The organism is Afipia sp. GW821-FHT14H12 (assembly GCF_058803465.1).
The window spans coordinates 1,023,487-1,049,655 of record NZ_JBXAOZ010000001.1; the positions used below are offsets into that span (position 1 = coordinate 1,023,487).

A 26,169-nucleotide genomic window follows, 5' to 3' on the forward strand; every position below is an offset into this window, starting at 1 on the left:
GAAAGCGTTATCCTAATCAGATTAGAGAGCGCTGGCGGCGATGTTGACCATCAATGCCAGCAGCGCGGTATTGAACACGAATGAGACGATACCATGCACCGTCGCGGTGCGACGGATCATCCTGTCGGTGATGCCGACATCGGACACCTGCGCTGTCATGCCGACGACGAAGGAGAAGTAGATGAAGTCCCAGTAATCGGGACCGTCTTCATCGCCCGGGAAGGCTAGCCCGCGGGTGTCCTCGTGGTAATACTCGCGCGCGTAATGCAGCGCGAAGGTGGTGTGAATGGCGGCCCATGACAGCGTGATGGTGACGATGGCGAGGCCCAGTTGGTAGGGCGCACGCTGCGCCTGCCCAAGCTCGAAGATGATCGCGGCGAGAGACGCGAAGGCCGCGATCAACGTGATTGCGAGAACGAGAAACCGCCCGTCGTCGATGGTTGCGGCGAGGCGGCGGATGTAACGAGGGCCGCCGAGAAAGGCGGGGATATAGGCGAGCAGCAGATACAGCGAGACCGCGATATCCCACGCCAGCAACAGGCGGGTTGCCGCGCGCAGCGAGGTTGGCAGCAGGAACAGAAGGACAAGTCCGACCGCGATCGACATGAAAAAACGCGGCCGGGCATAAACGATGCGCAAAAATTTCGGCATGCGCTGAAAACGGGCGAGATTGTCGTTCTCGCGAGACGCGCTTCGGGACGGGGAAGCGGTTTTCTTTTGCGCCATGCGATCCTTGGTTTTGCGATCCCTAGTTCTGCCGCTCGGCGACGAAGCGAGCCGCTGCGCGCAGTACGTCGCCCTTCGCGCCGAACGGCGCAAGTGCTGCGTCGGCCTGCTTCAGCAAATCTTGCAGGCGGCGCCTGGCGCCATCAAGTCCCAGTTGCGTGACGAAGGTAGTTTTGCCGAGTGCGGCGTCCTGACCCGCCGGCTTGCCGAGCGCCGCCGCGTCGCCTTCGACGTCGAGCAGATCGTCGGCAATCTGGAACGCTTCGCCGAACGCATGACCATAAGCATCGAGGGCCGCGTATTGCTCCTTCGAGGCCTGGCCGAGCAGCGCGCCGGCGATGCAGCCATATTTCAAAAGCGCGCCGGTCTTCATCTGCTGGAGTTTGGCGACATCCGGAGGCTCCTTGTCGCCGAAGCGGCCTTCGCCCGCGAGATCCATGATCTGCCCGCCGGCCATGCCGCCAATGCCAGCCGCGCGCGCCAGCGCCCGCGTCAGCAACAGCCGCACTGTCGGGTCGCGGTGTACCTCGTCGCGGGTGATGATGTCGAAGGCGAGCGTGAGCAGCGAGTCGCCCGCGAGGATCGCGGTCGCGTCGTCGAATTTCTTGTGCGAGGTCGGGCGGCCCCGGCGCAAATCCGAATTGTCCATTGAGGGCAGGTCGTCGTGGATCAGCGAGTAGCAATGGATGCACTCAAGCGCCGCGCCCGCGAGCAGCGCGCCCTGACGCGGGACGTCGAACATCGCCGCACTCGCCACCGCGAGAAACGGCCGCAGCCTTTTGCCGCCGTTCAGGCTGGAATAACGCATCGCCTCGATCAGCCGCTTGGGGCGGAGGATTTCACCCTGCTCGGGCCGCTCCGAGAGCAGCCGGTCCAGCAGCGCCTCGGTGTCGGCGGCAGTGGCATCGAGCAGCTTGTTGAAGTCCTGGGTTGAGGTGGTCGAGGCAGAGGCCGTGGTCATCGAAAACTCCGAAATTTGGCCGGACCATGCCTTTATGGGGGCGCTCCCGTCAATTCTGCCATGCGATGGAATTGCCGGATTCGGTGCCTCTCGCAGCTTCTGCTATGGGGAGGGGATGGATTGCTTCCGCCCTATTGGCTCTTGCAACGCCAGCTGCCGATGAAACGTCCGCTCCGCGCGATCCTGCTTGTGGTGGTGGCCCTGCTTTTGCTGCCGTATCTGCTGGTACCGGTTTACTCGGTCGGCCATCCGATTTCGGTGCTGATGGTGGGGCGGTTCCTGACGGGCAGCCCAGTGTCGCGCACCTGGGTGGACCTCGGCGCGATGTCGCCCGCAATGCCCCGCTCGGTGGTGGCGGCGGAAGACGCGCGGTTTTGCAGCCACCATGGCGTGGATTGGGATTCCCTCAGCGACGTGCTGGAGGACGCGGAGGACGGAGAGGTCGTCCGTGGCGGTTCCACCATCACCCAGCAGGTGGCGAAAAACCTGTTTTTGTGGCCAGGGCGCAGCTACATCCGCAAGGGTTTGGAGTTCCCGCTGGCGCTTTGGATCGACCTCGTGCTGTCAAAAAAACGAATTCTTGAGCTTTATCTGAATGTTGCAGAGTTCGGGCCGAGCGGGCAATTCGGGGCCGAGGCGGGTGCCCGCTATGCTTTCGGTCGGGGTGTATCGACCATTTCGCCCCACCAGGCAGCGCTTCTGGCGGCGGTTCTGCCCAATCCGGTGACCCGCAGCGCCCGGATGCCCAGCGCCCATATCCGCCGTCTGGCCGGGACCTACACGGCGCGCGCCCGTTCGGCGGCGATTTCGGCCTGCTGGACCCGGAATTGAGGATTTTGAAGCATTTTCAGCTGGTCCGGCCCTAGCGCTGACCGCCTTCATCCTCTATAAGCGCGGCCTCAACCGAAATTCTCCAGAAAGCTCCCGAGGGCGGGCTGCTTTCGCTTGAAGGACGACGATCCAATGGCCGTTCCCCGCAGAAAAACCTCGCCATCCCGTCGCGGCATGCGCCGCTCAGCCGATGCGCTCAAGAAGCCGACCTATGTCGAAGACAAGGACTCGGGTGAATTGCGCCGTCCGCACCATCTCGACCTGAAGACCGGCATGTACAAAGGCCGTCAGGTTCTGAAGGTGAAGAAGGAAGACTAAGCGATCTCTCCAATCGCGGCGCAAGCCGCGATTGTGTCTGCCGCGGGGTATGAGGTTCGGCAGTTTTCGGAGTATCGTCTCGGAAGACCGCCAGCCCACAGAAGGCTTCGCCGATGCCTACAATCGGTTTCCCGCTCCTTCTCATTCCGATCGCAATCTACAACATCGTCGTATTTCTGATGCCCGGCGCGGCGTTCACCGCGCCGCTGTTCACGTTGCCGCTGTTGTCCGGCGTGGCGTGGGGCGTCAGCTTCAATGATCTGATACTGGCGCTCGGCATCATCCTTCTGCTGTTCGAATTCGCCCGCGCTTCAAGGCCCGGCGCGAAATATGTGATGGATCACATCCTCTCGCTGGTTGTGCTCGGCGCGGCGGGTGCCGAATTCCTGTGGCTCGCGCCGTTCGGCACCTCGGCCTTTTTCCTGCTGGTGCTTCTCACATTTGTCGATTTCCTGGGCGGTCTGACGCTCAGCCTGCGCCATCGTGCGGCGCGCCGCGCGATGCTGCGTACCGCCGGATATGAAGCCGCACCCGCGCCCGCACCGGCCCCCGTTCCTGCCGCGCCGCCGCCTTCCGCGCCCGCGCCTGTTCGCACCGAACCTCCGCCACTCGCCACTAAACAGCCGCCGCCCTCTCATCCGCAGATGGAGGTCATCACGCCCGAGGTCGACAGCCCGCCGCAACATGTGCAGCCGGATGCGGCGAAGTCCGGTGACGTTGGCGGTGTGGTGAAGGAGCCCGCGCACAAAAGCGTTTCGGACTGGAGCGCGTCCGATCTCGTGCGCGATCATGACGAGCAGGCGACGGATAGACCGGCGTCTCCCCCGATTGTGCCGCGTCGCGACTGATCTCACAAAATCAGGCGATGTCCTTGAACCGCGATCCGTTGGAGGCGCGCGGCTGGACCGCGACGCGCGTTGCGGCGTAGCGCGCTACGCCGTCGCTCGCGGTAGCTTGCCGTAGCCTGCGGGTCTGCGGAGCGTGGCTGGCGGTCGCGATCAGATGCATCACGAAGGATGGATCAGGACGGAGCCTTGGGCTGTATGGTCGGCTCGCGGGCTGCACCGGAGCAACGGGCACCAGAGCCGTTGATGTAAGCGATGTCGCTGACGCTTCGGCATGATGCGAATGGCCCTTGAGGGGCTCCGCCGCCAACCCTTGCCGTGGTGAAATTGCCGATACCATCGCCGCTATTCCGATGCGCCATCTGTCCCGGTATGGGACAGCCGCGCTGCTTCGATGGAAACCTCGCAAGGATTATGCCGGACATGGCGGCAGCGTCTTACCCTTTGCGGTATCGCCGGGAATCCGCGCTTTTTTGGATTGTTTAAGGAACGCCACCTAGGCTCGGAGTCCACGAAGGCTCTATGCTTCCGAACAAATGATTCGAATCTGTCCCGGATCGAGGCGCTGTGTCCGCAATTCAAACGTCTTCCGCGATGTCCCTGCCAGAGAAGGCCCCCGGCCGCCTCGAAGAATCATCCGTGGACACGGTTCTGGCATGTCTGGGACAGGCAGCCTTTACCTGGGATATCGCCAGCGACGCGCTGTCGTGGAGCGCGAATATCAATGAGGTCCTGCCCGGTGTTCCATTGGACGCGATGGAGTTGGGTGCGGAATTCGCCAAGCTGATCGAGCCGCAGCCGCATATCCGTCGTGAAGCGGTGATGCATGGCTCGGCGCAGGATATGGGACAGGGTGTTCACTATCAGATCGAATACGGGCTGCGCGCGCGGATGTCGGCGCCGGTCGTCTGGGTTGAGGAGACCGGCCGCTGGTTTGCAGGTGCCGATGGGAAGCCCGCTTATGTGCGGGGCATCCTGCGCATCAACAACGAGCGCCATGCCCATGAAGAACAGTTGCGCAAGCTCTCGCAGCGCGATCCGCTGACTGGGGATCTCAACCGGACCCATCTCGTCGCAGCGCTTGCGGAAGCAGTGGAAGAAGCCGCGCGTTTCCGTTCCTCCTTCGCCTTCATGCTGATCGGCATCGACCATCTGGCGCGCCTCAACGAAGCTTTCGGCTTCGATGTGGCCGACGAGGTGATCTGCGAGGTGTCGCAGCGGATTCGCGCGCGGCTGCGCGGCGGCGATGTGCTGGGACGGTTTTCCGGCAACAAGTTCGGATTGATTCTGAAGAACTGCACCGCCGACGACATGCAGGTGGCCGCCGAGCGCTTTCTCGCCGGCATCCGCGATGAGATCGTGCCGACCGCCTCCGGGCCCGTGTCGCTGACAGCCTCGATCGGGGCGGTCAATGCGCCGCGCTACGCGCGCACCGCGGACGAGGCGATGAGCCGGACTCAGGAAGCGCTGGAGACGGCAAAGGCTCGCCGCCGCGGTTCGTTTCATGCATGGCATCCGAATGTCGAGCGCGATGCGCAGCGCCGCGTCAATATTCGCGTCACCGACGAGATCGTGGCCGCCTTGAACGAGCACCGCATCGTCATGGCATTCGAGCCGGTGGTTGAGGCGGTCTCACGCCAGCCTGCGTTCTACGAGTGTCTGGTGCGGATGCGGCATGGCGAGGGCGAGTTTTCGCTGGCGCCCGATATTGTCCCGGTAGCCGAGAAGCTCGGTCTCATTCGCCTTGTCGATCATCGCGTGCTCGAACTTGTGGTGGAAGAGCTCGCGCAGTCGCCTCAGGTTCAGCTCAGCCTCAATATTTCGCCCGACACCACAATGGATCCGAACTGGTGGGCGAGCATCGAGTCCCTGTTCCGCACCTATCCCGGCGTGGCGGAGCGCATGATCGTGGAGATCACCGAGACGGTGGCGATCCAGGATCTCGACGACGTGCGCGGCTTTGTGAACCGGCTGAAGGATTTCGGCAGCCGTATCGCGATCGATGATTTCGGCGCAGGCTACACGTCGTTCCGGAATTTGCGCAAACTTGGCGTCGATATCGTGAAAATCGATGGCGCCTTCGTGCAGAACGTCGCGCGCTCGGCGGACGATCGTGCCTTCGTGCAGACCATGATCGATCTGGCGCATCGGCTCGGGCTCAAGACCGTCGCCGAATGGGTGCAGGACGAGGAAGCCGCGAAGCTCCTGCAGGGCTGGGGCTGCGATTACATTCAGGGCCGGCTGACCGGGCTCGCCACGACGCAGCGGCCGTGGGATCTGGCCGCTGTCCCGCATCCTGTTGCGGGAGCGCGATGAGCCGCACGTCCACCGCTACTGCTGGTTGAGATCGCCGAGCGTCTTGTCGGATTGGTGAATCGCCAGCACATTGATGCCGGCCTTGGTGATGGTGTAGCCCTGCCGCTCCAGCCACTGCTGTAATTGTTCGCGATCGGTTTTGATCGATTCGATCAGCATGATTGGATGGCTTCGCCCGATCGTTTGAGCGGCTCCTTCCAGCCCCTCCATTTCCATGCCTTCGATGTCGATCTTGATGAAATCGACGCGCGGCAGGTTGAAGCCGTCGATGGCGAGCTTGCGGACCTCGACGGTGCCCTCCGCAGAATAGTCGATCGGCTGGCCAATGAATTCGTTGTTCGGGCTTTGACGCATCTCAAGGCTGCCGAAACTCGCAGCAGTCAGATAGTCGGGATTGGGAATTCGCAGCGTGCCGTTTTCCGAAGACACCGCCGCATTGATGGCAATCGCATTGAAGCAGTTGTTGATCGCGATATTGCCCGCCAGCGCGTAGTAGATGCGCTCCTGCGCCTCGATCGACAGCACCGATCCCCAGCCTGTCATGGAGGCCGCCCATTCGATGGTATGGACGCCGATATTGGCGCCGCAATCGATGGCGACGACGCCGTCACCGTAATGGCGCCGCCGCAAATGCAGAATCTGGAGCGCGAGATCGACCTCCGAAGGATCGAAGGCGGCGGTTTCGAGAATTTGGTATCCGACGCCGTAGCCGGTGTCGGCGTTGACCATGTGGCGGTCCATCCGGTTCACGATCATCGTTCCATGGCTCGATGACACGAGAACGAATGCGAGCTTGCGGCCTGGGTTGTGCATGAAGGCTCCGGAAGATCGATCGGGAGGCGAATCGTCGTGCCGCGATTCTATCCGGCTCCCGAAAGGGCAGCCATGCCTGGCACACATAAAACAAATGGCCGGGACGAGCCCGGCCATTTGATGGAATTTATGTAAATCTCAGTTGTCGCCGCCGGAGGGCTTCGACATGCGCTCCAGCCGCTCCTGCATTTCCTTCATCTGGCGCTTCAGTTCGTCGATGTCGTCGGGCTCGCTGCCGGACGGAGGCGTCTGCGTCTCCGTACCGTTGCGTGTCGCGGGCGCCGCGAACGGCTTGAACATCGCGAAGGTCCGCTCGAACATTTCCATGTTGCGCCGGACGTGCTCCTCAAGCGGCGCGAACGGCGTGCCGCTGAAGGTGTTGGTCATCTGCTTGCGGAACTTTTCCTGCTCCCGGGTCAGCGTGTCGATCGACTGCTCGAGATATTTCGGCACCACCATCTGCATGCTGTCGCCATAGAACCGGATCAACTGGCGCAGGAAGGTGGTCGGCAGCAAATTCTGTCCCGCCTTGTTTTCCTGCTCGAAAATGATCTGAGCCAGGACCGAGCGGGTGATGTCGTCGCCGGTCTTGGCATCGTAGACGAGAAAATCCTCGCCCTCCTTGACCATGCTCGCGAGGTCTTCGAGCGTCACATAGGTGCTGGTACCGGTATTGTAGAGTCGCCGGTTGGCGTATTTCTTGATCGTAATGGGCTGGTCGGATTTCGCCATGAACTCACACGCCGCAGAATTGAGAAGACAAGAACCTCGCACAGCAAATAGTGCGATGCGGAAAGTAAGCACGTTCAGCCGGGCTCGGCTACCGTTTTGTGAATGGCAGGTTAACGGCGGTGCGGGACCACAGCCGCTTATTCTCGACGAAAGTAGAGAGATGATGTCTGGCCGTTTGACTGGAAAGGATTAAGCTAATGGGTCCGGCGTCCCCCATGCCGGATCAACCCAAGTCCCACGCTCAAGCCTCGCGCTTCAATGTCAAGGAGAGTCCCATGTCAGACGATGTCGTCATCGTCAGCGCCGCCCGCACCCCGGTCGGCTCGTTCAACGGTGCTTTTGCCTCTGTGCCGGCGCATGATCTCGGTGCAGTTGCGATCAAGGGGGCTCTCGAGCGCGCTGGCGTCGATCCCTCACAGGTCTCGGAAGTCATCATGGGTCAGATTCTGACGGCGGGACAGGGCCAGAATCCGGCGCGTCAGGCCTCGATCAAGGCCGGAATTCCGGTGGGAAGCCCGGCCTGGGGCGTCAACCAGCTCTGCGGCTCGGGCCTGCGGGCGGTTGCGCTCGGGTATCAGGCGCTGAAGAACGGCGATTCCGAGATCGTCGTGGCCGGCGGCCAGGAATCCATGAGCATGGCCCCGCATGCGCAATATCTGCGCGCCGGCGTGAAGATGGGCAATACTGAGCTCGTGGACACGATGATCAAGGACGGCCTGTGGGACGCCTTCAACGGCTACCACATGGGCAACACCGCCGAGAACGTCGCCAAGCAATATCAGATCACGCGCCAGCAGCAGGACGAGTTCGCGGTCGCCTCGCAGCAGAAGGCCGAGGCCGCGCAGAAGGCCGGACGCTTCAAGGACGAGATCGTGCCTTTCATCGTCAAGACCCGCAAGGGCGACATCACCGTCGATACCGACGAGTATCCCCGCCACGGCGCGACTCTGGAGGCCATGGCGAAACTGCGGCCTGCCTTCGACAAGGAAGGCTCCGTCACCGCGGGCAACGCGTCCGGCATTAATGACGGCGCTGCCGCCATCGTGCTGATGACGGCCTCGCGGGCCGCGAAGGAAGGCAAGAAGCCGCTGGCGCGTATCGTCTCCTGGGCACAGGCCGGTGTCGACCCCGCGATCATGGGCACCGGGCCGATTCCGGCGTCCCGCCGCGCCCTCGAGAAGGCCGGATGGAAGGCCGATGATCTCGACCTGATCGAGGCCAACGAGGCGTTCGCCGCGCAGGCCTGCGCCGTCAACAAGGACCTCGGCTGGGATACCACGAAGGTCAACGTCAATGGCGGTGCCATCGCGATCGGTCATCCGATCGGCGCCTCCGGCGCGCGGGTCCTGATTACCCTGCTCTACGAGATGCAGAAGCGCGATGCCAAGAAGGGTCTCGCGACGCTGTGCATCGGCGGCGGCATGGGAATCGCGATGTGCGTGGAGCGCGATTGATCTGGTATACACAGAACGACGCGCAGATACCTGACGATACGACGAATGCCCGGTTCAAAGCCGGGCATTCTTTTTTGGTTTGACGTTTGATCGTGAAACTGTCGTGATGGACGGTTAGTGCAACGACTAAGAGACTGAGGAGGACGTCATGACTCGCACGGCATTGGTGACAGGCGGTACCCGCGGCATCGGAGCAGCTATCAGCAAGGCACTGAAGGGCGCGGGCTACAATGTCGCGGCGAGTTATGCGGGCAATGACGAAGCCGCCGCGAAGTTCAAGGCGGAGACCGGCATCGCCGTTTACAAGTGGGACGTCGCCTCGTTCGATGCTTGTGCCGCTGGCGTCAAGAAGGTCGAGGCGGAGGTTGGCCCGGTCGATGTGCTGGTCAACAATGCCGGCATCACGCGCGATACGCCCTTCCACAAGATGACGCTGGATCAGTGGAATGCTGTCATCAACACCAACCTCGGCTCTTTGTTCAATATGTCGCGTCAGGTGATCGAGGGCATGCGCGCCCGCAAGTTCGGCCGCATCATCAACATCTCCTCCATCAACGGGCAGAAGGGACAGTTCGGCCAGGTGAATTATTCGGCCTCGAAGGCGGGCGACATCGGCTTCACCAAGGCGCTGGCGCTGGAGACAGCACGCGGCGGCATCACCGTGAATGCGATCTGCCCCGGCTACATCAACACCGAAATGGTGCAGGCGGTGCCGAAGGATGTGCTGGAGCAGAAGATTCTGCCGCTGATCCCCGTCAACCGGCTCGGCGAACCGGAGGAGATCGCGCGCGCCGTGGTGTTTCTGGCGGCGGACGATTCGGCCTTCATTACCGGCTCGACGCTGTCGGTGAATGGCGGGCAGTATTTGGCGTGATGACGTCACGTCACCGGCGGCACCGTTGACTGAAGCGCGGCGATGCCGCCTGTGTGACCCATGCGTTCTTCCACTGCGACCCTGATCGGCCTTGTGGCGTTGGTGCTGTGGTCCGCACTTGCCGCGCTGACGGTCGCGACGGGGGCGATCCCCGCATTTCAGTTGCTGGCGATGACGTTCGCCATTGGCGCGCTCGCGGGCATGGCGGGCTGGTTGTTTCGGCCTGCCGCGATGGCCGCCTTGCGCCAGCGGCCGGTGGTGTGGCTTGTCGGCGTGGCCGGGCTGTTCGGCTATCACGCGCTGTATTTCCTGGCGTTGCGTTTTGCGCCCGCGGCGGAAGCGGGGCTGCTGAACTATCTTTGGCCGCTCCTGATCGTGCTGATGTCGGCGTGGCTGCCGGGAGAGCGGCTCGCCTTGCACCACATCGTCGGTGCGCTCCTCGGCTTCGCGGGTGTGGTGATGCTGTTCGGCGGCGATCTGTCGGGCGCGGTTCAGGGGCGTTATGCGCCGGGATTTCTTGCAGCACTCTGCGCGGCTTTTGTCTGGGCGAGCTATTCGGTGCTGTCGCGCAAATTCGGCACAGTGCCGACCGATGTGGTGACGGGCTTCTGCATCGCGACCGCCGTGCTGGCTGCGCTGGTGCATTTCACTTTTGAGCCAACAGTGATGCCGCAGACGGTGACGCAATGGCTGGCGATCGTCGTGCTGGGGCTTGGCCCGGTCGGCTTTGCTTTCTATGCGTGGGATATTGGCATGAAGCGCGGTGACATCCGCTTGCTGGGTGCTGCGTCCTATGCGACGCCGTTATTGTCGACGCTGCTGCTGATTGTCGTCGGCTATGCCGAGCCGACATCGTCGCTCTGGCTCGCGGCCTTTCTGATCGCGGGCGGCGGTCTGCTCGCGGCAAGGGATGCGTTTCGCGCGAAGCGCTGAGGCTTAAATCGTGAGTCCCGGATTGAAGTCCGGCGGCGCAAGCTCGAAGCCCGTGAATTCGAATCCCGGTGCGACGGTGCAGCCGACGAGCGTCCATGCCCCGAGGCAACGTGCGGCCTGCCAGGCGTGCGGCGGCACGATGGCCTGCGGAATTTCGCCTGCGCCAAGGTCGCCGCCGAGCGTGATGTCGCGCCGCGCGCCATTCTCGACGATGCTGAGGATCAGCGGAGCGCCCGCGTAATAATGCCAGGTCTCTACCGCATCGACGCGATGCCAATGCGACCGCTCACCCGCCGCCAGCAGGAAATAGATCGCGGTGGAACGCGCGCGCCCATCCGGCGTGGTGGCCGTGTCGCGAAAGGTCTCGCGGAAATGGCCGCCCTCCGGGTGCGGGGCAAGGCCGAGGCGGGCGATCACCTCGGCCGCGGTGAGCGGCGTGTGGTTCATTACGCGCGGTTCTTGCGCTCGCGGATTTCGCCGAACACTTCCGCCGGCGTCTTGCCGCTCATGCCGAGCGAAGCCGCGACGGCAGGCACGTCGGCACGCAGGAACACATTGGCCTCCTTCTCATCGCGCATCAGTGAGGGGATGGTGAGCTTGCCTTCGGCGCGCAGTCTGGTCACTTCGTCCGCGCGCTTCTTCAACGCCGGATTGTTCGGCTCGATGCCGAGCGCGAATTTGACGTTGGAGGCGGTATATTCGTGGCCGCAATAGACGCGGGTGTCGTTCGGCAGCGCGCGCAGCTTCAACAGCGAATCCCACATCATCGGATAGGTGCCCTCGATGACTCGGCCGCAGCCGATGGAAAAGATCGTGTCGGCGCAGAACAGCGCGTGCGCTTCGTCGAACATGTAGCTGACGTGATCGAGCGTGTGGCCCGGTGTCTCGAACACCCGCGCGGTGAGATTGCCGACCTTCACCGTGTCGCCTTCCTTGACGTGGATGTCGAGCCCGTCGATATGCGCGCGCTTTTCATAGGGACCGACGACGCGGCATTTGTATTTGGCCTTCAGCTCGGCGATGCCGTCGGTGTGGTCGGCGTGATGGTGGGTGATGAGAAGGTCCGTCAGCCGCCAGCCCTCGCGCTCCAGCGCAGCGATGATCGGCTTGGCTTCCGGCGCGTCGATGGCGGCCGTCGCCTTGGTTGAGGGATCGTGAATGAGGTAACCGATATTGTCGCTAAGACACGGGAATACGCGGATTTCAGCAGCCATGGTCGCTCCGGCAATTTCGAGGGCGGCCGTGTTTAGCATGCCGCAGGGGAGGGGTTAACCCTGCATTCCGGTCGCAGGCTTATGCAAGCGCGAGCGGCGTGGTAAGAAATTGCATGACCATCGACGTCATCGATCTTCGCGGGTTCTATTCGCAGCGCGTCGGCGCGGTGGCGCGGCGCCTGATCAGCCGCGGCATTACGCGGCACTGGCCCGATGCGGAAGGGCAGCGCGTGCTCGGCCTCGGCTATTCGACGCCTTACCTCGGGCTGTTCCGCGACAATTGTGAACGCTGCTTCGCGTTCATGCCGGCCGCGCAGGGCGTGCTGAAATGGCCGACGGCGAGGCCGACGCTGTCCACGCTGGTCGACGAATTCTCGCTGCCGCTGCCGGATGCGGCGGTGGATCGCATCCTGCTGGTCCATGCGCTAGAGATGTCGGACGATCCGGACAGTTTCATGCGCGAGGTGTGGCGGGTGCTCGCACCGTCGGGCCGGATCATGATGGTGATTCCGAATCGCCGCGGCGTCTGGGCGCGCGGCGACAACACGCCGTTCGGGCACGGCCAACCTTATTCGCGCAGTCAGATCACGCAATTGCTGCGGCGGACGTGGTTCACACCGATCGCGTGGAGCGAGGCCTTGTTCGTGCCGCCGATCGACAGCGGGTGGATGCTGCGTTCGGCGATGGCGTGGGAAAAAATGGGCGCGGCGCTGTCGTCGCCGTTTCCGGGAGTACTGCTCGTCGAGGCGACGAAGCAGGTCTATCGCGGTATCCCGGCGAAGCGCGAACGCACGCGCCTCATTCCATCGCTGGAGCCCGCACTGGTGCCAAGGCCGCTGCGACGGCAGCGGCCCTGATCCGTTAAGTGAATTACTCGCTGGCGATGTCGCCGCTTTCCTGCACCGGAGCCTGTCCCTCGGGGCGCGGGCCACGCGGACGGCGGCGGCGATGGGCGAAGCGTTCGCCCTGCGGCGCGCCGTTGGAGTCCAACCCTACTGCGGGCTGTGGGGCGCCGCCGGTGATGAAGGACGGCAGCCGATCGACTGCGCCGGTTTCCTGCGGCTGGATTTGCGGCTGACGGTTCTCGCGCGGCTCACGATATTCACGCGGCTGCGGTTGTTCGCGCGGGGCATAAGAAGGCTGTGGCTGCTCGCGCGGCGCGAACTGCTGCGGCTGCGGAGCGAAGCCCGGCTCAGCGCCGAAGTTCGAATAATTGTCGTCCTCGCCGGCGTCCTCGCCGAGATCGTTGTCGAGGCGCGGCTGTTGCTGCTGCGGCTGGTTCTGCCGGAGCTGTTCCTGCGCAGCGGCGATCAGGCGGAAATAATGCTCGGCGTGCTGGTAGTAGTTCTCGGCTGCGACCGGGTCGCCCGAGGAGCGCGCGTCGCGTGCAAGCTGAACGTATTTTTCGGCAATATGAGATGCGGTGCCGCGGATCTTGATGTCTGGTCCGTTGGATTCGAACACCCGTGTCATCGGGTTCTGGCTGCGGCGGTTGTTGTGGTTGTTGTTATTGTTGCGACCGCGCATACGCTTGTTGTTGTTCTGACCGTTCCTCATGTCGTGCCTTTTACCGATCCTTGATGGTGTTGATCGAAATGGAGCAATTCCGCGTCTCGTCCGTACTCGATGACGATGTACCGTTGAGCGTAACCCGGACATATCGTCCGGCGTTCAGCAGCACATAGCGTCTGCAAGCCATGTCACTATACGGCCATGGCACGCCGCCATGGCGGGTTGACCTCAATTCCTGCCCTGAGCGTTAAGCGGGCAGTTGCCGATGTCATGGTTGAATGTTCAAGCCTAAACAGCTTTCATTTGCTGGAAGCGGGCAGCGCGGCTCTGTCGCCCTTCGCGCCCAAATCAATCCGCTTTCGGAACCCCTATCCGGTGGTCCTCTGTTTCCCGAAAGAGTTCCCCGAGGACTTCGCCCTTCCATCCGCTTTGCGGAACCGGAGGGCCAACCGATATATCCGGAACCTAATCGCTCTTAAGCCAATCGCCAAGTGATTTTTTTATATCCGGAAACCCCTTTAAACCAAGGGTTTCCTACCTATGACGGCCCTCGGAATCCGGCCTAGGTCGGCTTTTACGGAGACCTCTGCATCAAGCCCGGCACCGGCCGTCAGGCGGGCCACATCGCGCTCCTGGCCCTGTCCAATTTCAAGGATAACAACGCCGCCGGGCACCAGAAGTTCGAAGGCTGCGGGCGCTATCACGCGATAGGCATCGAGCCCATCGGGGCCGCCATCCAGCGCAAGGCGCGGATCGTGCGCGCGCACCTCGATCGCAAGATCGTCGATGTCGCGCGAGGGAATGTAGGGTGGGTTCGAGACGATGAGGTCGAACGGTCCGCGCAAGGCGTCGGCGTAATTGCATTCGATGAAGCGCGCGCGCCCGTTCAGGCCAAGTGCTGCGGCGTTACGCGTGGCGGTGTGAATCGCATCAGGATTGATGTCGGTGCCGATGCCTTGTGCATTCGGCAGTTCGGACAACAGCGCGAGCAGGATCGCGCCTGAGCCGGTGCCGATGTCGGAAATATGCAGCGCGTCGTTCAGGCGGCCGTCTTGTTTGAGGATATCGAGCGCTGCCTCGACGATGGTTTCGGTGTCGGGGCGCGGCACCAGTGTCGCAGGGGACAATGTGAAAGAAAGTCCCCAGAATTCCTTGTGGCCGAGAATCCGCGCGATCGGTTCTCCGTCGATCCGGCGCTGAACGCGAGATTCGAGCGCTGCGGTTTCATTTGCATTGAGCGTGCGCGCGGCGGCGGCGATCAGCCCGGTGAGGTCGAGCTGAAGAACATCGCCCAGCAGCAGCCGCGCATCGAGTTCGGGTGTTTCGATTCCCGCAGCCTCGAGCCGCGCGCGGATGTCGCGCCGCGCCTCATCGAGGGAGCGGCCTGCGGTGCTCACGCGGCCGTCTCGGCGGCCAGCAGCGCGGCCTGATGCTCGGTCGTCAGCGCATCGACCAATTCGCCCAGTGCTTCGCCTGCGATCACCTGCGGCAGCTTGTAGAGCGTCAGGTTGATGCGGTGATCGGTGACGCGGCCCTGCGGAAAATTATAGGTGCGGATACGCTCGGAGCGGTCGCCGGAGCCGACCTGTCCGCGCCGGTCGGCCGAGCGTTCGGCGGCAGCGCGCTGGCGTTCACCGTCGAGCACGCGCGAGCGCAGGATATTCATCGCGGAGGCACGGTTTTTGTGTTGCGAGCGGCTGTCCTGCATCATGACGACGATGCCGGTCGGGATGTGGGTGATGCGAATCGCGGATTCGGTCTTGTTGACATGCTGGCCGCCCGCACCCTGCGCGCGCATTGTCTCGATACGCAGATCGCTGTCCTTGATGTCGATGTCGACGTCCTCGGCTTCCGGCAGCACGGCCACCGTGGCGGCCGAGGTGTGGATGCGGCCGGAGGCTTCGGTATCCGGCACGCGCTGGACGCGATGCACGCCGGATTCGAATTTCAGTTTGGCGAACGCGCCGCGGCCCTGCACTTCGGCGACGATTTCCTTGTAGCCGCCCATGGTGCCTTCGCTGGCGGACATCACTTCGACCTTCCAGCCCTGAAGTGCGGCGAAACGCTCGTACATGCGGAACAGGTCGCCCGCGAACAATGATGCTTCGTCACCGCCGGTGCCGGCACGGATTTCCAGCACGACGTTGCGCTCGTCCATTGCATCCTTCGGCAGCAGTGCGACGCGAATCTGCTGTTCCAGGCTCTCTTGCCTCTCAAGCAGAACGGGGCGTTCGCTTTCCGCCATCGCCCGCATATCGGCGTCCGTCGCGGGGTCGGCAATCATCGCCTCCAGGTCAGCGATCTCTGATGCGCCTGCGCGATAGGCCTTGACGGCTTCGACCACAGGCGAGATTTCTGCGAGTTCGCGGGTCGCGCGCACGTAAGTCTCGGCGCTGACCTGTGCCATCAGCTCCGCTTCGAGGGCGGCATGCCGGGCGAGCAGGATGTCGAGTTTGGCGTCGGGTAACATGGGAATGGTCTCACGAAGGCAGCGGGAATGGTGCAGGCGGGCGTGAACCTCGCTACAACGGCAGACCTTCCGCCTCGGCGAACGCCGTCAGCTTTTCGCGAATCGGCACGAGGTCATAGGGCGTGTCGAGCCATGTCGCCATCTCGGCTTCGATCTTGGCGGCATCGAGTTCGAGGATCAGGGCCTTCACCGGACCATGGGCGGTGGCGTTCACCGACATCGAACGATAGCCGAGCGCGATCAGCGCCAGCGCGCCGAGCGGCTGCGACGCCATCTCGCCGCACAGCGACACGGATTTCCCGGCTTCCTTGCCCTTGCGCGCAATGTGACGCAGCGCCCGCAGGATCGGTGCCGACATGGTATCGAAGCGGTCGGTGACGCGCGCGTTGCCGCGATCCACCGCGTACAGGAACTGGAATAGGTCGTTGGAGCCGACCGAGACGAAATCGACGCGCTCGAACAAATCGTCGAGTTGATAGAGCAGCGCCGGCACCTCGATCATGGTGCCGACATCGATGCGCTCGGGCAGCGTGTGGCCGTGCTGGCGCAGATAAGTCAGTTCGCGCTCGACCATGGTCTTGGCTTCGTCGAATTCGCGCACAACCGTGACCATCGGGAACATGATTCGCAGCGCGCGGCCCGCCGCAGCGCGCAGCAAGGCGCGGATCTGGCCGCGCAACAGGCCGGGCCTGTCGAGGCCGAGCCGGATCGCGCGCCAGCCGAGCGCAGGGTTCTCCTCGACGATCGTATCCATGTAGGGCAGCGCCTTGTCGCCGCCGATGTCGAGCGTGCGGAACGTCACCGGCTTGTCGCCTGCGGCGTCGAGCACGGTGCGGTACAGCGCGAGCTGCTCGCTGGTGCGCGGCAGGCTGGTCGAAACCATGAACTGCAGTTCGGTGCGGAACAGGCCGATGCCGGCGGCGCCCGCATCCTCGATATGCGGCAGGTCGATGACGAGGCCTGCGTTAAGCATCAGTTCGACCGGCTGGCCGTCTTTGGTCCGGCACGGCTTGTCGCGCAGTTCGCGGTACTGTTCCTGCCGCCTGGCGCGGAAGCGCACGCGCTCGGCATAGGCCGACTGGATTTCCTGCGACGGTCGCACATAGATCGAGCCGGAGGTGCCGTCGACGATGATCGCGTCACCGGGATCGGCGAGGCCCGGCGCGTTGGCGACTTCGCCGATCGCCGGAATGCCGAGCGCGCGCGCCACGATCGAGACGTGGGAATTCGCGGTGCCTTCCTCGAGTACGAGGCCGCGCAGCTTGTTGCGGTCGTAATCGAGCAAAGCAGCGGGTCCCATCGCGCGCGCGACGAGTATCGCATTGTCGGGCAATTGCTCGCGCGAGGGCGCGTGATCGCGGCCGACGAGCTGGCGCATCAGGCGATGGCCGAGGTCTTCGAGGTCGTGCAGGCGGTCGCGCAGGTAAGGATCGGTCGAACGCAGCATCCGCGCGCGGGTATCGGACTGCACGCGTTCGACGGCGGCTTCGGCGGTGAGGCCGGTGGCGACGGCTTCGCGCAAGCGATGCTGCCAGCCCTGGTCATTGGCGAACATGCGGTAGGCTTCGAGCACGTCGCGGTGGTCGCCGCCCTCGGCCATGTCGCCGCGCTCCAGCATGCGGTCGAGGTCGGCCCGCAATTTGGTGACGGCGCTGTCGAGCCGCTTGATCTCGCGCGGCACGTCCTCGGCGATGTAGTTGGTGATGACGACGCGCGGTTCGTGCAGCACGACGTGGCCGAGCGCGATGCCGTCCGACAGGATCGAGCCGGACTTGTGAACCGAGATGCGGGCGGCGGGCTCGGCGCCGGGCTTGGCGAGCGAGGACAATTCGCCCGAGGCGATCATCTCCGCGAGCACCATCGCGGTGGTCTGCAACGCCTCGACTTCTTCCTCGACATAGGTACGCCGTGCGCGGTTCTGCACCACGAGCACGCCGAGGGTGTTGCCAGCGCGCAGGATCGGCACGCCGAGGAAGGAGTGGTAGATTTCTTCGCCGGTTTCCGGGCGGTACGAATAGGCCGGGTGGTTCTGCGCGTCGGACAGGTTGAGCGGCTGGGCCTCGCTCGCTACCAGGCCGACGAGGCCTTCATGCGCGTTGAGCACGGTCTTGTGAACGGCGTCGGGGTTGAGACCCTCGGTGGCGTAGAGTTCGAGGGTGTTGTCCACGCGCAGCACGTAGGTCGAGCAGACCTCCGCCACCATGTTGGCGGCGATCAGCACCACGATCTTGTCGAGGCGATCCTGCGCGCTGACCTGTTCGGCCATCACTTCGCGCAGCCGCCTTAACAAGACGCGGGGGCCTCCCAGCGCGCTGCGCATCCGCTCGTTCCTCGCTTCCGACATGGTTTGGGCGTCACCTTCGCCTTTACAGGCTATAGCGAATTGGGCCTCCCTTTGCCAAGCAAAAGGCCTGCCATTCCGGCGGTATGGAAGGGTTACAGGGACAGGCCCAGCGAGGCGAAGGTGGCCGGAGGAACGAGGCTGCGCAACCCGCTCCAGATGATCTGAATGCCGATGCAGAACAGCAGAAATGCCGATAATCGCATCATCACGCTGGTGCCGCGCTCGCCGAGCACGCTGACGATGTTGCTGGCGAAGCGGTAACAGACATAGATCGTCGCGGCGACCGCCAGAAGTCCCGCAAGAGCGCCGCCGCCGAGCATGGCAAGCTGGGTGAGGTCGGCCTCGGAAGCCGGCCGCTGGCTGCCGAGCGTGATCGCGACCGAGATCGAGCCGGGGCCGACGGTCAGCGGCATGGTGAGGGGATAGAAGGCATCGACCGTGCTGCGGGGGCCGGGGTGTTCGCGCGTTTCGATGTCGTCGCCCTGGTGCAGAAGCTGCCAGCCGAACGCCGCGACCACGATGCCGCCGGCGATGCGCACCACCGGCAGCGTTATACCGAAGAACACCAGCACATGCGAGCCGATGAACAGCGAGCCGAGCAGCAGAAGGAAGCTGTTGATCGCGACGCCACGGGCGAGCGCGGGCAGCCGCGCTTTCGGAATGCGATTGGTCAGCCGCAGGAAGATCGGTGCGCCGCCGACCGGATTGACCACGGGAAACAGCGCCGCGTAGACCAGCAGAAACGCATTCACGATCTCTGCAAAATTGTTCACGCAGGCTGGCCTGTGTCAGGTTTTGGCGTCTAGTCCGTAGAGCGTATGCAGTGTGCGGACCGCAAGCTCGGTGTAGGCGGCGTCGATCAAGAGTGAGAACTTGATTTCCGAGGTCGTGATCGCGCGGATGTTGATGTTGCGCTCCGACAGCGCCGCGAAGGCGCGCGCGGCGACGCCGGCGTGACTGCGCATGCCGACGCCGATCGCCGAGATTTTGGCAACATCGGTCGCGGTGTCGACCCGCTCGTAGCCGATCTTGTCCTTGGCCTTGGCGATCACGTCCTGTGCGCGGGTGAAATCCACGGCCGGCACCGTGAAGGTGAGGTCGGTGAAGCGGCCGTCTTCCGACACGTTCTGCACGATCATGTCGACGTTGATGTTGGCATCGGCCAGCGGTCCGAAGATCGAAGCCGCGACGCCGGGCTTGTCCTGGATGTGACGCACCGAAATCTGGGCTTCGTCCTTGGAGAAGGCGATGCCGGTGACGACTTGGCTTTCCACGATTTCCTCCTCGCTGCAGATCAGCGTGCCCGGCGGTGTGCCGTGCGGGTCGATGTCTTCTGGCTTGTCGAAACTGGAGCGGACGAACACCGGCACGTTGTGCACGAGGCCGAGTTCGACCGAGCGGACCTGCAGCACCTTGGCGCCCTGCGAGGCCATTTCCAGCATTTCCTCGAACGCCACCTTGTCGAGACGGCGCGCCTTCGGCACCACGCGCGGGTCTGTGGTGTAGACGCCGTCGACGTCGGTATAAATATCGCAACGGTCCGCATGGATCGCGGCCGCGATCGCCACCGCCGAGGTGTCGGAACCGCCGCGGCCGAGCGTGGTGATGCGGCCGGTGTCCTGATGGATGCCCTGGAAGCCGGCGATGACGGCGACTTCCTTGTTCTCCTTGAAGCGCTTGATCAGTTCGCTGCCGTCGATGCCGGTGATGCGCGCGGAGGCGTGGGCATCGCTGGTCTCGATCGGAATCTGCCAGCCCTGCCAGGACCGGGCCTGGATGCCGAGCGCCTGCAGCGCGATGGCCAGCAGTCCCGACGTCACCTGTTCGCCGGAGGCGACGATGGCGTCGTACTCGCGCGCATCGTGCAGGGCTGAGGTCTGCTGCGCCCAGCCGACCAGTTCATTGGTCTTGCCCGACATCGCCGAGACGACGACGGCGACGTCATGCCCGGCATCGACCTCGCGTTTGACGTGGCGGGCGACGTTCTGGATACGCTCGATGTTGGCGACGGATGTGCCGCCGAACTTCATGACAAGGCGGCCCATGGAGTGGCGCAGTCCCGTTATGGTTCAGGGTGGAGGATCGGTTCCGCTCAAAACCGCAGCGCCGCTCCGAAAACGCGGCTATACATACCTGCGCCGCCCGGGGCAAGCCATGAGTTCCGGGGACTGGGAGAGTGGGCACGATGGGCCGTTATGTCGACGAGATTTTGCAGCCGGGCGAACAGCTTCGCTATTCGACGTCGATCCACGGCATCGTCTATGCGCCGGGGCTGATGTGCCTCGTTCTGGCGGCGGCGGCCCTGATCGGGGCATGGGCGACAACCGAAGGGACCCTGGTCGCCGTGCTGATCGGCGTCGCCGCGGTTCTGGCCGCCCTGGCCCTCGTTTTGCTGTTGAGCGCGTGGTTTCGCCGCTGGACCACGGAAACCGATGTCACCAGCCTGCGGGTGGTGCACAAGGAGGGTTTCATCAAGCGCAACACGTTCGAGATGAGTCTGGACAAGGTCGAAAGCGTCGATGTTGCCCAAAGCATTCTGGGGAGAATTTTCGGTTGGGGCGATGTGACGGTGAAGGGCGTCGGCGAAGGGCATAAAACGATGAACATGATCGCCTCGCCGCTGCAATTCCGCAATTCCATTACCGCGCACTGAGGGCGGACACCCATGACCGACACCTCTCACGCCACTGCTTCTCCGAGCGTCGATCCCGCCGAGATCGCGCGCTTCTCCAAGCTCTCGGAGACATGGTGGGACCCGAATGGCAAAATGAAGCCGCTGCACCGGATCAACCCGCTGCGGCTCGCCTATATCCGCGACGCCGCCTGCCGCAAGTTCGAACGCAATCCCAAAAGCCTGAATTGCCTGTCGGGCCTGCGGATTCTCGACATCGGCTGCGGCGCGGGCCTGCTGTGCGAGCCACTGGCCCGGCTCGGCGCGCAGGTCGTCGGCATCGATCCGTCCGAGACGAATATTTCGGTGGCGAAGCTGCATGCTGAGCGCGGCCATCTCAGCGTCGATTACCGCTGCACCACGGTCGAACAGATCGATCTGCGCGAGCGGTTCGATATCGTGCTGGCGATGGAAGTGGTCGAGCACGTCACGGACGTCGGTGCGTTTCTCGCGCGCTGCGCGGCGGCGATGAAGCCCTCCGGGCTGATGGCGGTCTCGACGCTCAACCGCACCTGGAAAAGTTTCGCGCTCGCCATCGTCGGCGCCGAATATGTGCTGCGCTGGCTGCCGCGCGGCACGCACCAGTGGGACAAGTTCGTGACGCCCGAAGAACTCACGAACTATCTAGACGCGTGCAAGCTCGGCATCACCGAGCAGACCGGCGTGGTGTTCAATCCACTCGCCGACCGCTGGGGCCTGTCGTCCGATATGGACGTCAACTACATGGTGATCGCGGAGAGCCTGTAAGGCCGCTGTGGTTTCGCGGTTCTGATATGCAGGCGGCTCGCTTGACGGCAACCGCAGCATCATAGCCTTTTGCAGCGATGAAAGATCACCGCTGCGGTTGCTCATGACCAATCTGACCTGGCTCTGGATACCCTTCACGCTGGTGGGCGCGGTTGGCCAGGTGGCGCGCAACGCCATGCAGCGCGGGTTGACCGGGCCGCTCGGCACGCTCGGCGCGACGCATATCCGTTTCCTGTTCGGCTTTCCGTTCGCGGTCCTGTTTCTGGGCGCGATCCTTTTCGCCACCGGCGAGCATATCGGCTGGCCGGCTTCCGGCTTTGTTCCGTGGCTGCTGGCGGGGAGTCTCGCGCAGATCGCGGGCACCGCGCTGATGCTCGCGGCGATGCACGAACATTCCTTCGTCGTCACAACGGCCTATCTCAAGACGGAAGCTATACAGGCGGCGATCTTCGGCTTCGTGTTTTTGGCGGATCATCTCACCGGCATGAAGGTGGCGGGTATCCTGATCGCGACCGCTGGCGTGGTGCTGACGGCGTTGCGACCGGGCGCGAAAGGATTCGGCAGTTTGCGCCCGACGCTGCTTGGACTGTTCGCGGCCTCCTTCATGGCGCTCTCGGCCGTTGGCTATCGCGGCGCAATCCTCGAGGTGAAGGGCGTGAGCTTCATGGCCGCGGCGAGTTTTACGCTTGCGGTGGCCTTGCTGTTGCAGACGCTGGTGCTCTCGGCCTATCTGATCGCGCGCAAGCCGGGCGTGATGACGTCGATCTTCCGGCTGTGGAAGCCATCGATGTTCGCGGGCTTCATGGGCGCGTTCGCGTCGCTGTTCTGGTTTCTCGCCTTCGCGCTGACCCCTGCTGCCAATGTGCGCACGCTGGCGCTGGTCGAAGTGCTGATCGCGCAGGTGGCGGCGCATTACGGCATGAAGCAGTCGATCACAGCGCGGGAAGTGGCGGGCGTGCTGCTGATCCTGATCGGCGTGACGGCACTGGTGGCGGGCTAGAAGTTCAGTTCCGCTCGTCCGGCAGAAGCGGCAGCGGCATCACCTCAACGCCTTCATCAAGCAGCGAACGGGTTTCTTCCGCAGTGGCCTGACCGTAGATGGCGCGGTGTTCGGAATCTCCATAATGAATCTTGCGGGCCTCGTTGGGGAAGCGACGGCCGACATTTTCTGCGTTCTTCTCCACATGCTCGCGCAATTCGCGCAACTTGGTGACAAGCTCCTGCACCTCGGGCGCCATCGCCAGAGGCGAGGTTGCCGCAGGGGTATCCGGCGTTGCCGCCGGTTCGGGCGCTGGCGCAGCCTTCGTGCCTTTCGAGGCAAGGCGAGGGGCCATGATCGCCTTCTCGACCTTGGCGGACTCGCAGGCCGGACAGGTCACGAGATGCCGCCTGTGCTGTGTCTCATAGGCGCTGGAGCTTTGAAACCAGCTCTCGAAGGTATGGCCGCATTCGCAGCGCAGCGCATAGCGGATCATGACGATCCCCTGACAGCGCGCAGATAGTCGGGATGCTGGCCCGGGTCGCGAACGCTGAAGCGACGGCCATGCTGGAGCGACGGGATGCTCTTGCGTACGGCAACGACCCGCGCGGGATCGATCTCCGCGGCGATGATGCCAGGCTCGGTGCCGCCCTCGGCAATCACCGTGCCCCACGGATCGATGATGAGCGAATGACCGAAGGTCTCGCGCTTGTTCTGGTGCAGGCCGCCTTGCGCGGCAGCGAAGATGTAGCAGCCGTTCTCGATCGCGCGGGCGCGCAACAGCGCGTGCCAGTGGGCTTCGCCGGTGCGCTTGGTGAAGGCGGCGGGTACCGAGATGAACGATGCGCCTGCCTCTGCGAGCGCACGGAACAGCGCCGGAAAACGCAGGTCGTAGCAGATGGTGAGGCCGAGACGGCCCCAGGGCAGATCGGCCAGCACCGCGGTTTCGCCCGGCTGATAGTTGGCGGATTCGCGGTAGCTTTCGCCGTTCTCCAGATCGATGTCGAACATGTGGATCTTGTCGTAGCTGGCGAGAACGTCGCCGCTCGGCCCGATCAGGAACGAACGGTTCACCGCGCGCTCCGGCGAAGCCTTCAGCGCCAGCGAGCCGATATGCAGATGAACCTTCAATTCCGCCGCGAGGTCCTGATACGCCTTCAGCGAGACGTCATCGGCCTCGCTCGCGAGCAGTTCGAACAGCGCCGTGCGGTTCTCCTGCATCACGTTGGTGACTTCCGGCGTCTGGATGTATTGCGCGCCCTGTGCCGCCGCCTCGCGGATGAGTTGCGTGGCCTGCACGAGATTTTCGGCGGGCATCAGGCCGGTGCGAAGCTGGACCAGCGCCGCCTTGAAGGGCGTGACGGAAGCCGTCTCGGTCATGTGGGCTCTTTCTCTCCGTTCAGCAGGGCGTCGAGCCTGCCTGCATCGTCGAGCGCATACAGGTCGTCGCAGCCGCCGACATGGAAGCCGTCGATGAAAATCTGCGGGAAGGTGGTGCCGCCATTGGCGCGCGCCAGCATCTCCTGGCGGAAGTCCGGATTCTTGCCGGCGTCGAATTCGGTGAAGTCGACATGCTTGCGCTTCAGCAGCGCCTTGGCGGCCGAGCAGTAGCCGCAACCCGGCCTGGTATAGATTTCGACAGCGGCGGACATTGTGCATTCCATGGAAAATATCGGGGCTGATGAGTTGATTATATGGGAGGGCGGAACGCCTCCACAACCCGCGCAAACACCAGCACATCGACCGAGGCCGCCTTGGCGCGCAACAGCGCGCGGGCGCAGGCATCGACGGTTGCACCCGAGGTCAGCACGTCGTCCACCAGAATGAGGTGCCGCCCCGCGACGGACGCGCGCTGGTCATCGCCGACTGCGAATGCGCCTTGCATGTTGCGGGCGCGCTCGGCCCGCGACAGGCCGACCTGCTGATGGGTAGCGCGGGTGCGTTGGAGGAGGTCCGCCCGTACGGGGATCTTGGATTGGCGGCCGATGACATTGGCCAGCGCTGCCGACTGGTTGTAGCGCCGCGACCAGCCGCGCTTCCAGTGCAGCGGCACCGGGATCAGCGTATCGGCGTCATGCAGCAGTTCTGCCCCGGCGCGTGCCATCCAGCGGCCCATTGCGGGCGCCAAATCTGTGCGATCCTGATATTTCAGCGCATGGACGAGCGTGCCCGCGACATCGTCATAGCGCACGGCGGCGCGGGCGCGGTGATAGGCGGGTGGAGCGGCGATGGCCTCCATCGACAACAGGCCGGGGCCGGGATCGTACACGAACGGAATGCCGAGCCGCGCGCAGTAAGGCGGCGCGATGAAGGAGAGTTTTGCCCAGCAGGCAGGGCAGAGCCCCTCACCCGAAACCGGCTCGCGGCAGGAAATGCACAGCGTCGGCAAGGCAATATCGAGCGCGAGTCGTGCGACGCGGCGACCTACATCGTGGCAGGCGTTCCACGCGCCACGCAAGAAAGGCCGCATCGGCATCGGCTGCATCGGCATGGGTCGAGCCTAGCCTTGCCGATGAGACCGCTCAAGCCGGTTCGCGCCCGCGATTGAATGCAGGCGGCGTTGGGCGTAACAAGCGGCCCATGACATCCACGTCACCGCCGAAAGTGTTCGATCTCGCGCTGCTCAAGAAGCGGCAGACGCGTGCTGCGAAAGCCGGTGCGGAGACGTTCCTGCTCGACCGCGTCGTGGAAGACTTAAGCGAGCGGCTTCATGCCGTGGTACGCGATTTTCGGAACGCGGTCGATCTCGGTTCGCCGGGGCATGGCGTCTCGGATGTGCTCGCGGCCTCGGTCAAACAATCGCGACATGTCGATTGGTCTGTAGGCGAGCAGGAGGCGCTGCCGCTTGAAGCGAATTCGCTCGATCTCGTCGTCTCCGCGCTGGGGCTGCAATTCGTCAACGACCTGCCGGGGGTGCTCGCGCAGATTCGTCGGGCATTGCAGCCGGACGGCTATTTCCTCGCCGCGACGGTTGGCGGCGACACGCTCACCGAGCTACGTCAGTCGTTCGCCGAAGCCGAGGTCGCACTTGATGGCGGCCTGTCGCCGCGCGTCATTCCGATGCTCGATCTGCGCGACGCCGGTGCGCTGTTGCAGCGCGCGGGCTTCGCACTGCCGGTGACGGATGTCGATCGCGTCACCGTGCGCTACGACAACATGTTCGGGCTGATGCGCGATCTGCGGCGGATGGGCGCGACCAACATGCTGGCGGATCGCCGCCGCACGCCGCTGCGCCGCGCGACGCTTTTGCGCGCCGCTGAAATCTACGCGCAGCGCTTTTCCGATGCCGACGGCCGCATTCGCGCAACGTTCGACATCGTCTGGATGGCGGGCTGGTCGCCGGATGCAAGCCAGCCGAAGCCGCTCAAGCCGGGCTCGGCAAAGATGTCGCTGGAGGAAGCGGTGAAGAAGGCGGGCGCGCGCAAATAG

At 63.7% G+C, this 26,169-nt stretch carries 29 protein-coding genes; 12 read left to right on the plus strand and 17 right to left on the minus strand.

The annotated features are described in order from the left end of the window. Nucleotides 1–21: 21 nt before the first annotated feature. Together AC1RNA_RS05095 and AC1RNA_RS05100 are read right to left on the minus strand one after the other, a co-directional pair. The gene (locus AC1RNA_RS05095) at nucleotides 22–726 is read right to left on the minus strand and encodes a DUF1345 domain-containing protein (protein WP_492950419.1); all 705 of its coding nucleotides are present in this window, start codon (nucleotides 724–726) and stop codon (nucleotides 22–24) included. 22 nt (nucleotides 727–748) lie between these two features. After that, nucleotides 749–1,687 (minus strand): polyprenyl synthetase family protein, encoded by a 939-nt coding sequence (locus AC1RNA_RS05100; protein WP_009338349.1) that lies wholly within the window; start codon nucleotides 1,685–1,687, stop codon nucleotides 749–751. A 159-nt stretch (nucleotides 1,688–1,846) separates the two neighbouring features. On the opposite strand from AC1RNA_RS05100, the gene mtgA reads away from it, so the two are divergent. The 3 genes from mtgA (at nucleotide 1,847) to AC1RNA_RS05115 (ending at nucleotide 3,684) form a co-directional block, all read left to right on the plus strand. Continuing rightward, on the plus strand, nucleotides 1,847–2,518 hold the full coding sequence (mtgA, locus tag AC1RNA_RS05105; protein WP_040298111.1) for a monofunctional biosynthetic peptidoglycan transglycosylase: 672 nt from the start codon (nucleotides 1,847–1,849) through the stop codon (nucleotides 2,516–2,518). Nucleotides 2,519–2,650: 132 nt separating this feature from the next. Next, nucleotides 2,651–2,836 carry a 50S ribosomal protein L32 gene (gene rpmF / locus AC1RNA_RS05110; protein ID WP_002718196.1) on the plus strand — a complete coding sequence of 62 codons (186 nt, stop codon included), beginning with the start codon at nucleotides 2,651–2,653 and terminating at the stop codon, nucleotides 2,834–2,836. Nucleotides 2,837–2,949: 113 nt separating this feature from the next. Then, a complete protein-coding gene (locus AC1RNA_RS05115) occupies nucleotides 2,950–3,684 on the plus strand; it encodes a hypothetical protein (RefSeq protein WP_009338347.1) in 735 nt (244 codons plus the stop codon). Nucleotides 3,685–3,694: 10 nt separating this feature from the next. Here the strand turns inward: AC1RNA_RS05115 and AC1RNA_RS05120 are convergent, their stop codons facing one another. Beyond that, nucleotides 3,695–3,847 (minus strand): hypothetical protein, encoded by a 153-nt coding sequence (locus AC1RNA_RS05120; protein WP_245258125.1) that lies wholly within the window; start codon nucleotides 3,845–3,847, stop codon nucleotides 3,695–3,697. A gap of 428 nt (nucleotides 3,848–4,275) precedes the next feature. Here AC1RNA_RS05120 and AC1RNA_RS05125 point away from each other — a divergent pair, with 428 nt between their 5' ends. Further along, a complete protein-coding gene (locus tag AC1RNA_RS05125; protein WP_009338346.1) occupies nucleotides 4,276–5,997 on the plus strand; it encodes a bifunctional diguanylate cyclase/phosphodiesterase in 1,722 nt (573 codons plus the stop codon). 15 nt (nucleotides 5,998–6,012) lie between these two features. On the opposite strand, the gene AC1RNA_RS05130 is transcribed toward AC1RNA_RS05125, so the two are convergent. Together AC1RNA_RS05130 and phaR are read right to left on the minus strand one after the other, a co-directional pair. Beyond that, a complete protein-coding gene (locus tag AC1RNA_RS05130) occupies nucleotides 6,013–6,810 on the minus strand; it encodes an FkbM family methyltransferase (RefSeq protein ID WP_009338345.1) in 798 nt (265 codons plus the stop codon). Nucleotides 6,811–6,948: 138 nt separating this feature from the next. Further along, complete coding sequence (phaR, locus tag AC1RNA_RS05135) at nucleotides 6,949–7,542, minus strand: polyhydroxyalkanoate synthesis repressor PhaR (RefSeq protein WP_009338344.1); 594 nt, start codon at nucleotides 7,540–7,542, stop codon at nucleotides 6,949–6,951. Nucleotides 7,543–7,817: 275 nt separating this feature from the next. On the opposite strand from phaR, the gene AC1RNA_RS05140 reads away from it, so the two are divergent. From AC1RNA_RS05140 to yddG, 3 genes are all read left to right on the plus strand, one after another. After that, nucleotides 7,818–8,996 carry an acetyl-CoA C-acetyltransferase gene (locus AC1RNA_RS05140; protein WP_009338343.1) on the plus strand — a complete coding sequence of 393 codons (1,179 nt, stop codon included), beginning with the start codon at nucleotides 7,818–7,820 and terminating at the stop codon, nucleotides 8,994–8,996. A 148-nt stretch (nucleotides 8,997–9,144) separates the two neighbouring features. Then, nucleotides 9,145–9,870 (plus strand): acetoacetyl-CoA reductase, encoded by a 726-nt coding sequence (phbB, locus tag AC1RNA_RS05145; RefSeq protein WP_048757885.1) that lies wholly within the window; start codon nucleotides 9,145–9,147, stop codon nucleotides 9,868–9,870. 60 nt (nucleotides 9,871–9,930) lie between these two features. Next, complete coding sequence (yddG, locus tag AC1RNA_RS05150; protein WP_009338341.1) at nucleotides 9,931–10,803, plus strand: aromatic amino acid exporter YddG; 873 nt, start codon at nucleotides 9,931–9,933, stop codon at nucleotides 10,801–10,803. 3 nt (nucleotides 10,804–10,806) lie between these two features. On the opposite strand, the gene AC1RNA_RS05155 is transcribed toward yddG, so the two are convergent. Together AC1RNA_RS05155 and gloB are read right to left on the minus strand one after the other, a co-directional pair. Continuing rightward, complete coding sequence (locus AC1RNA_RS05155; RefSeq protein WP_009338340.1) at nucleotides 10,807–11,250, minus strand: cupin domain-containing protein; 444 nt, start codon at nucleotides 11,248–11,250, stop codon at nucleotides 10,807–10,809. After that, nucleotides 11,250–12,017, minus strand: a complete 768-nt coding sequence (gene gloB / locus AC1RNA_RS05160) for a hydroxyacylglutathione hydrolase (protein ID WP_009338339.1) — start codon at nucleotides 12,015–12,017, stop codon at nucleotides 11,250–11,252. Before gloB ends, AC1RNA_RS05155 begins: the two co-directional genes overlap by 1 nt. A gap of 113 nt (nucleotides 12,018–12,130) precedes the next feature. Between gloB and AC1RNA_RS05165 the strand changes: the two genes are divergently transcribed. Next, nucleotides 12,131–12,874, plus strand: a complete 744-nt coding sequence (locus AC1RNA_RS05165; RefSeq protein WP_009338338.1) for a class I SAM-dependent methyltransferase — start codon at nucleotides 12,131–12,133, stop codon at nucleotides 12,872–12,874. A 13-nt stretch (nucleotides 12,875–12,887) separates the two neighbouring features. Here AC1RNA_RS05165 and AC1RNA_RS05170 read toward each other — a convergent pair whose 3' ends face one another. The 6 genes from AC1RNA_RS05170 to AC1RNA_RS05195 all read right to left on the minus strand — a co-directional run bounded on the left by AC1RNA_RS05170 (nucleotide 12,888) and on the right by AC1RNA_RS05195 (nucleotide 20,388). Next, entirely contained in the window at nucleotides 12,888–13,574 is a 687-nt protein-coding gene (locus AC1RNA_RS05170; protein ID WP_009338337.1) for a DUF4167 domain-containing protein, read from the minus strand. Between the two features lie 473 nt (nucleotides 13,575–14,047). After that, nucleotides 14,048–14,926, minus strand: coding sequence for a peptide chain release factor N(5)-glutamine methyltransferase (gene prmC / locus AC1RNA_RS05175; RefSeq protein WP_009338336.1), 879 nt, complete (start codon nucleotides 14,924–14,926; stop codon nucleotides 14,048–14,050). Beyond that, entirely contained in the window at nucleotides 14,923–16,005 is a 1,083-nt protein-coding gene (gene prfA, locus AC1RNA_RS05180; RefSeq protein WP_156786849.1) for a peptide chain release factor 1, read from the minus strand. Before prfA ends, prmC begins: the two co-directional genes overlap by 4 nt. Before the next feature lie 46 nt (nucleotides 16,006–16,051). Continuing rightward, complete coding sequence (ptsP, locus tag AC1RNA_RS05185; RefSeq protein WP_009338334.1) at nucleotides 16,052–18,319, minus strand: phosphoenolpyruvate--protein phosphotransferase; 2,268 nt, start codon at nucleotides 18,317–18,319, stop codon at nucleotides 16,052–16,054. Nucleotides 18,320–18,435: 116 nt separating this feature from the next. Then, complete coding sequence (locus tag AC1RNA_RS05190) at nucleotides 18,436–19,116, minus strand: MarC family protein (RefSeq protein WP_009338333.1); 681 nt, start codon at nucleotides 19,114–19,116, stop codon at nucleotides 18,436–18,438. Between the two features lie 15 nt (nucleotides 19,117–19,131). Then, nucleotides 19,132–20,388, minus strand: a complete 1,257-nt coding sequence (locus tag AC1RNA_RS05195; protein WP_009338332.1) for an aspartate kinase — start codon at nucleotides 20,386–20,388, stop codon at nucleotides 19,132–19,134. A gap of 140 nt (nucleotides 20,389–20,528) precedes the next feature. Between AC1RNA_RS05195 and AC1RNA_RS05200 the strand changes: the two genes are divergently transcribed. The 3 genes from AC1RNA_RS05200 (at nucleotide 20,529) to AC1RNA_RS05210 (ending at nucleotide 22,761) form a co-directional block, all read left to right on the plus strand. Beyond that, the gene (locus AC1RNA_RS05200; RefSeq protein WP_009338331.1) at nucleotides 20,529–20,996 is read left to right on the plus strand and encodes a PH domain-containing protein; all 468 of its coding nucleotides are present in this window, start codon (nucleotides 20,529–20,531) and stop codon (nucleotides 20,994–20,996) included. Between the two features lie 12 nt (nucleotides 20,997–21,008). Further along, the gene (ubiG, locus tag AC1RNA_RS05205; protein WP_009338330.1) at nucleotides 21,009–21,761 is read left to right on the plus strand and encodes a bifunctional 2-polyprenyl-6-hydroxyphenol methylase/3-demethylubiquinol 3-O-methyltransferase UbiG; all 753 of its coding nucleotides are present in this window, start codon (nucleotides 21,009–21,011) and stop codon (nucleotides 21,759–21,761) included. A gap of 103 nt (nucleotides 21,762–21,864) precedes the next feature. Continuing rightward, nucleotides 21,865–22,761 carry a DMT family transporter gene (locus AC1RNA_RS05210; protein WP_009338329.1) on the plus strand — a complete coding sequence of 299 codons (897 nt, stop codon included), beginning with the start codon at nucleotides 21,865–21,867 and terminating at the stop codon, nucleotides 22,759–22,761. A gap of 4 nt (nucleotides 22,762–22,765) precedes the next feature. On the opposite strand, the gene AC1RNA_RS05215 is transcribed toward AC1RNA_RS05210, so the two are convergent. From AC1RNA_RS05215 to AC1RNA_RS05230, 4 genes are read right to left on the minus strand one after another with little or no spacing between them, the layout of a single operon-like run. Beyond that, complete coding sequence (locus AC1RNA_RS05215) at nucleotides 22,766–23,236, minus strand: DUF1178 family protein (RefSeq protein ID WP_009338328.1); 471 nt, start codon at nucleotides 23,234–23,236, stop codon at nucleotides 22,766–22,768. Next, nucleotides 23,233–24,120 carry a carbon-nitrogen hydrolase family protein gene (locus tag AC1RNA_RS05220; protein WP_009338327.1) on the minus strand — a complete coding sequence of 296 codons (888 nt, stop codon included), beginning with the start codon at nucleotides 24,118–24,120 and terminating at the stop codon, nucleotides 23,233–23,235. Before AC1RNA_RS05220 ends, AC1RNA_RS05215 begins: the two co-directional genes overlap by 4 nt. After that, entirely contained in the window at nucleotides 24,117–24,392 is a 276-nt protein-coding gene (gene grxC, locus AC1RNA_RS05225) for a glutaredoxin 3 (RefSeq protein WP_009338326.1), read from the minus strand. The genes AC1RNA_RS05220 and grxC overlap by 4 nt, the downstream gene beginning before the upstream one ends. A gap of 38 nt (nucleotides 24,393–24,430) precedes the next feature. Then, on the minus strand, nucleotides 24,431–25,231 hold the full coding sequence (locus AC1RNA_RS05230; RefSeq protein ID WP_009338325.1) for a ComF family protein: 801 nt from the start codon (nucleotides 25,229–25,231) through the stop codon (nucleotides 24,431–24,433). An 89-nt stretch (nucleotides 25,232–25,320) separates the two neighbouring features. Here AC1RNA_RS05230 and AC1RNA_RS05235 point away from each other — a divergent pair, with 89 nt between their 5' ends. Further along, nucleotides 25,321–26,169, plus strand: coding sequence for a methyltransferase domain-containing protein (locus tag AC1RNA_RS05235; RefSeq protein WP_009338324.1), 849 nt, complete (start codon nucleotides 25,321–25,323; stop codon nucleotides 26,167–26,169).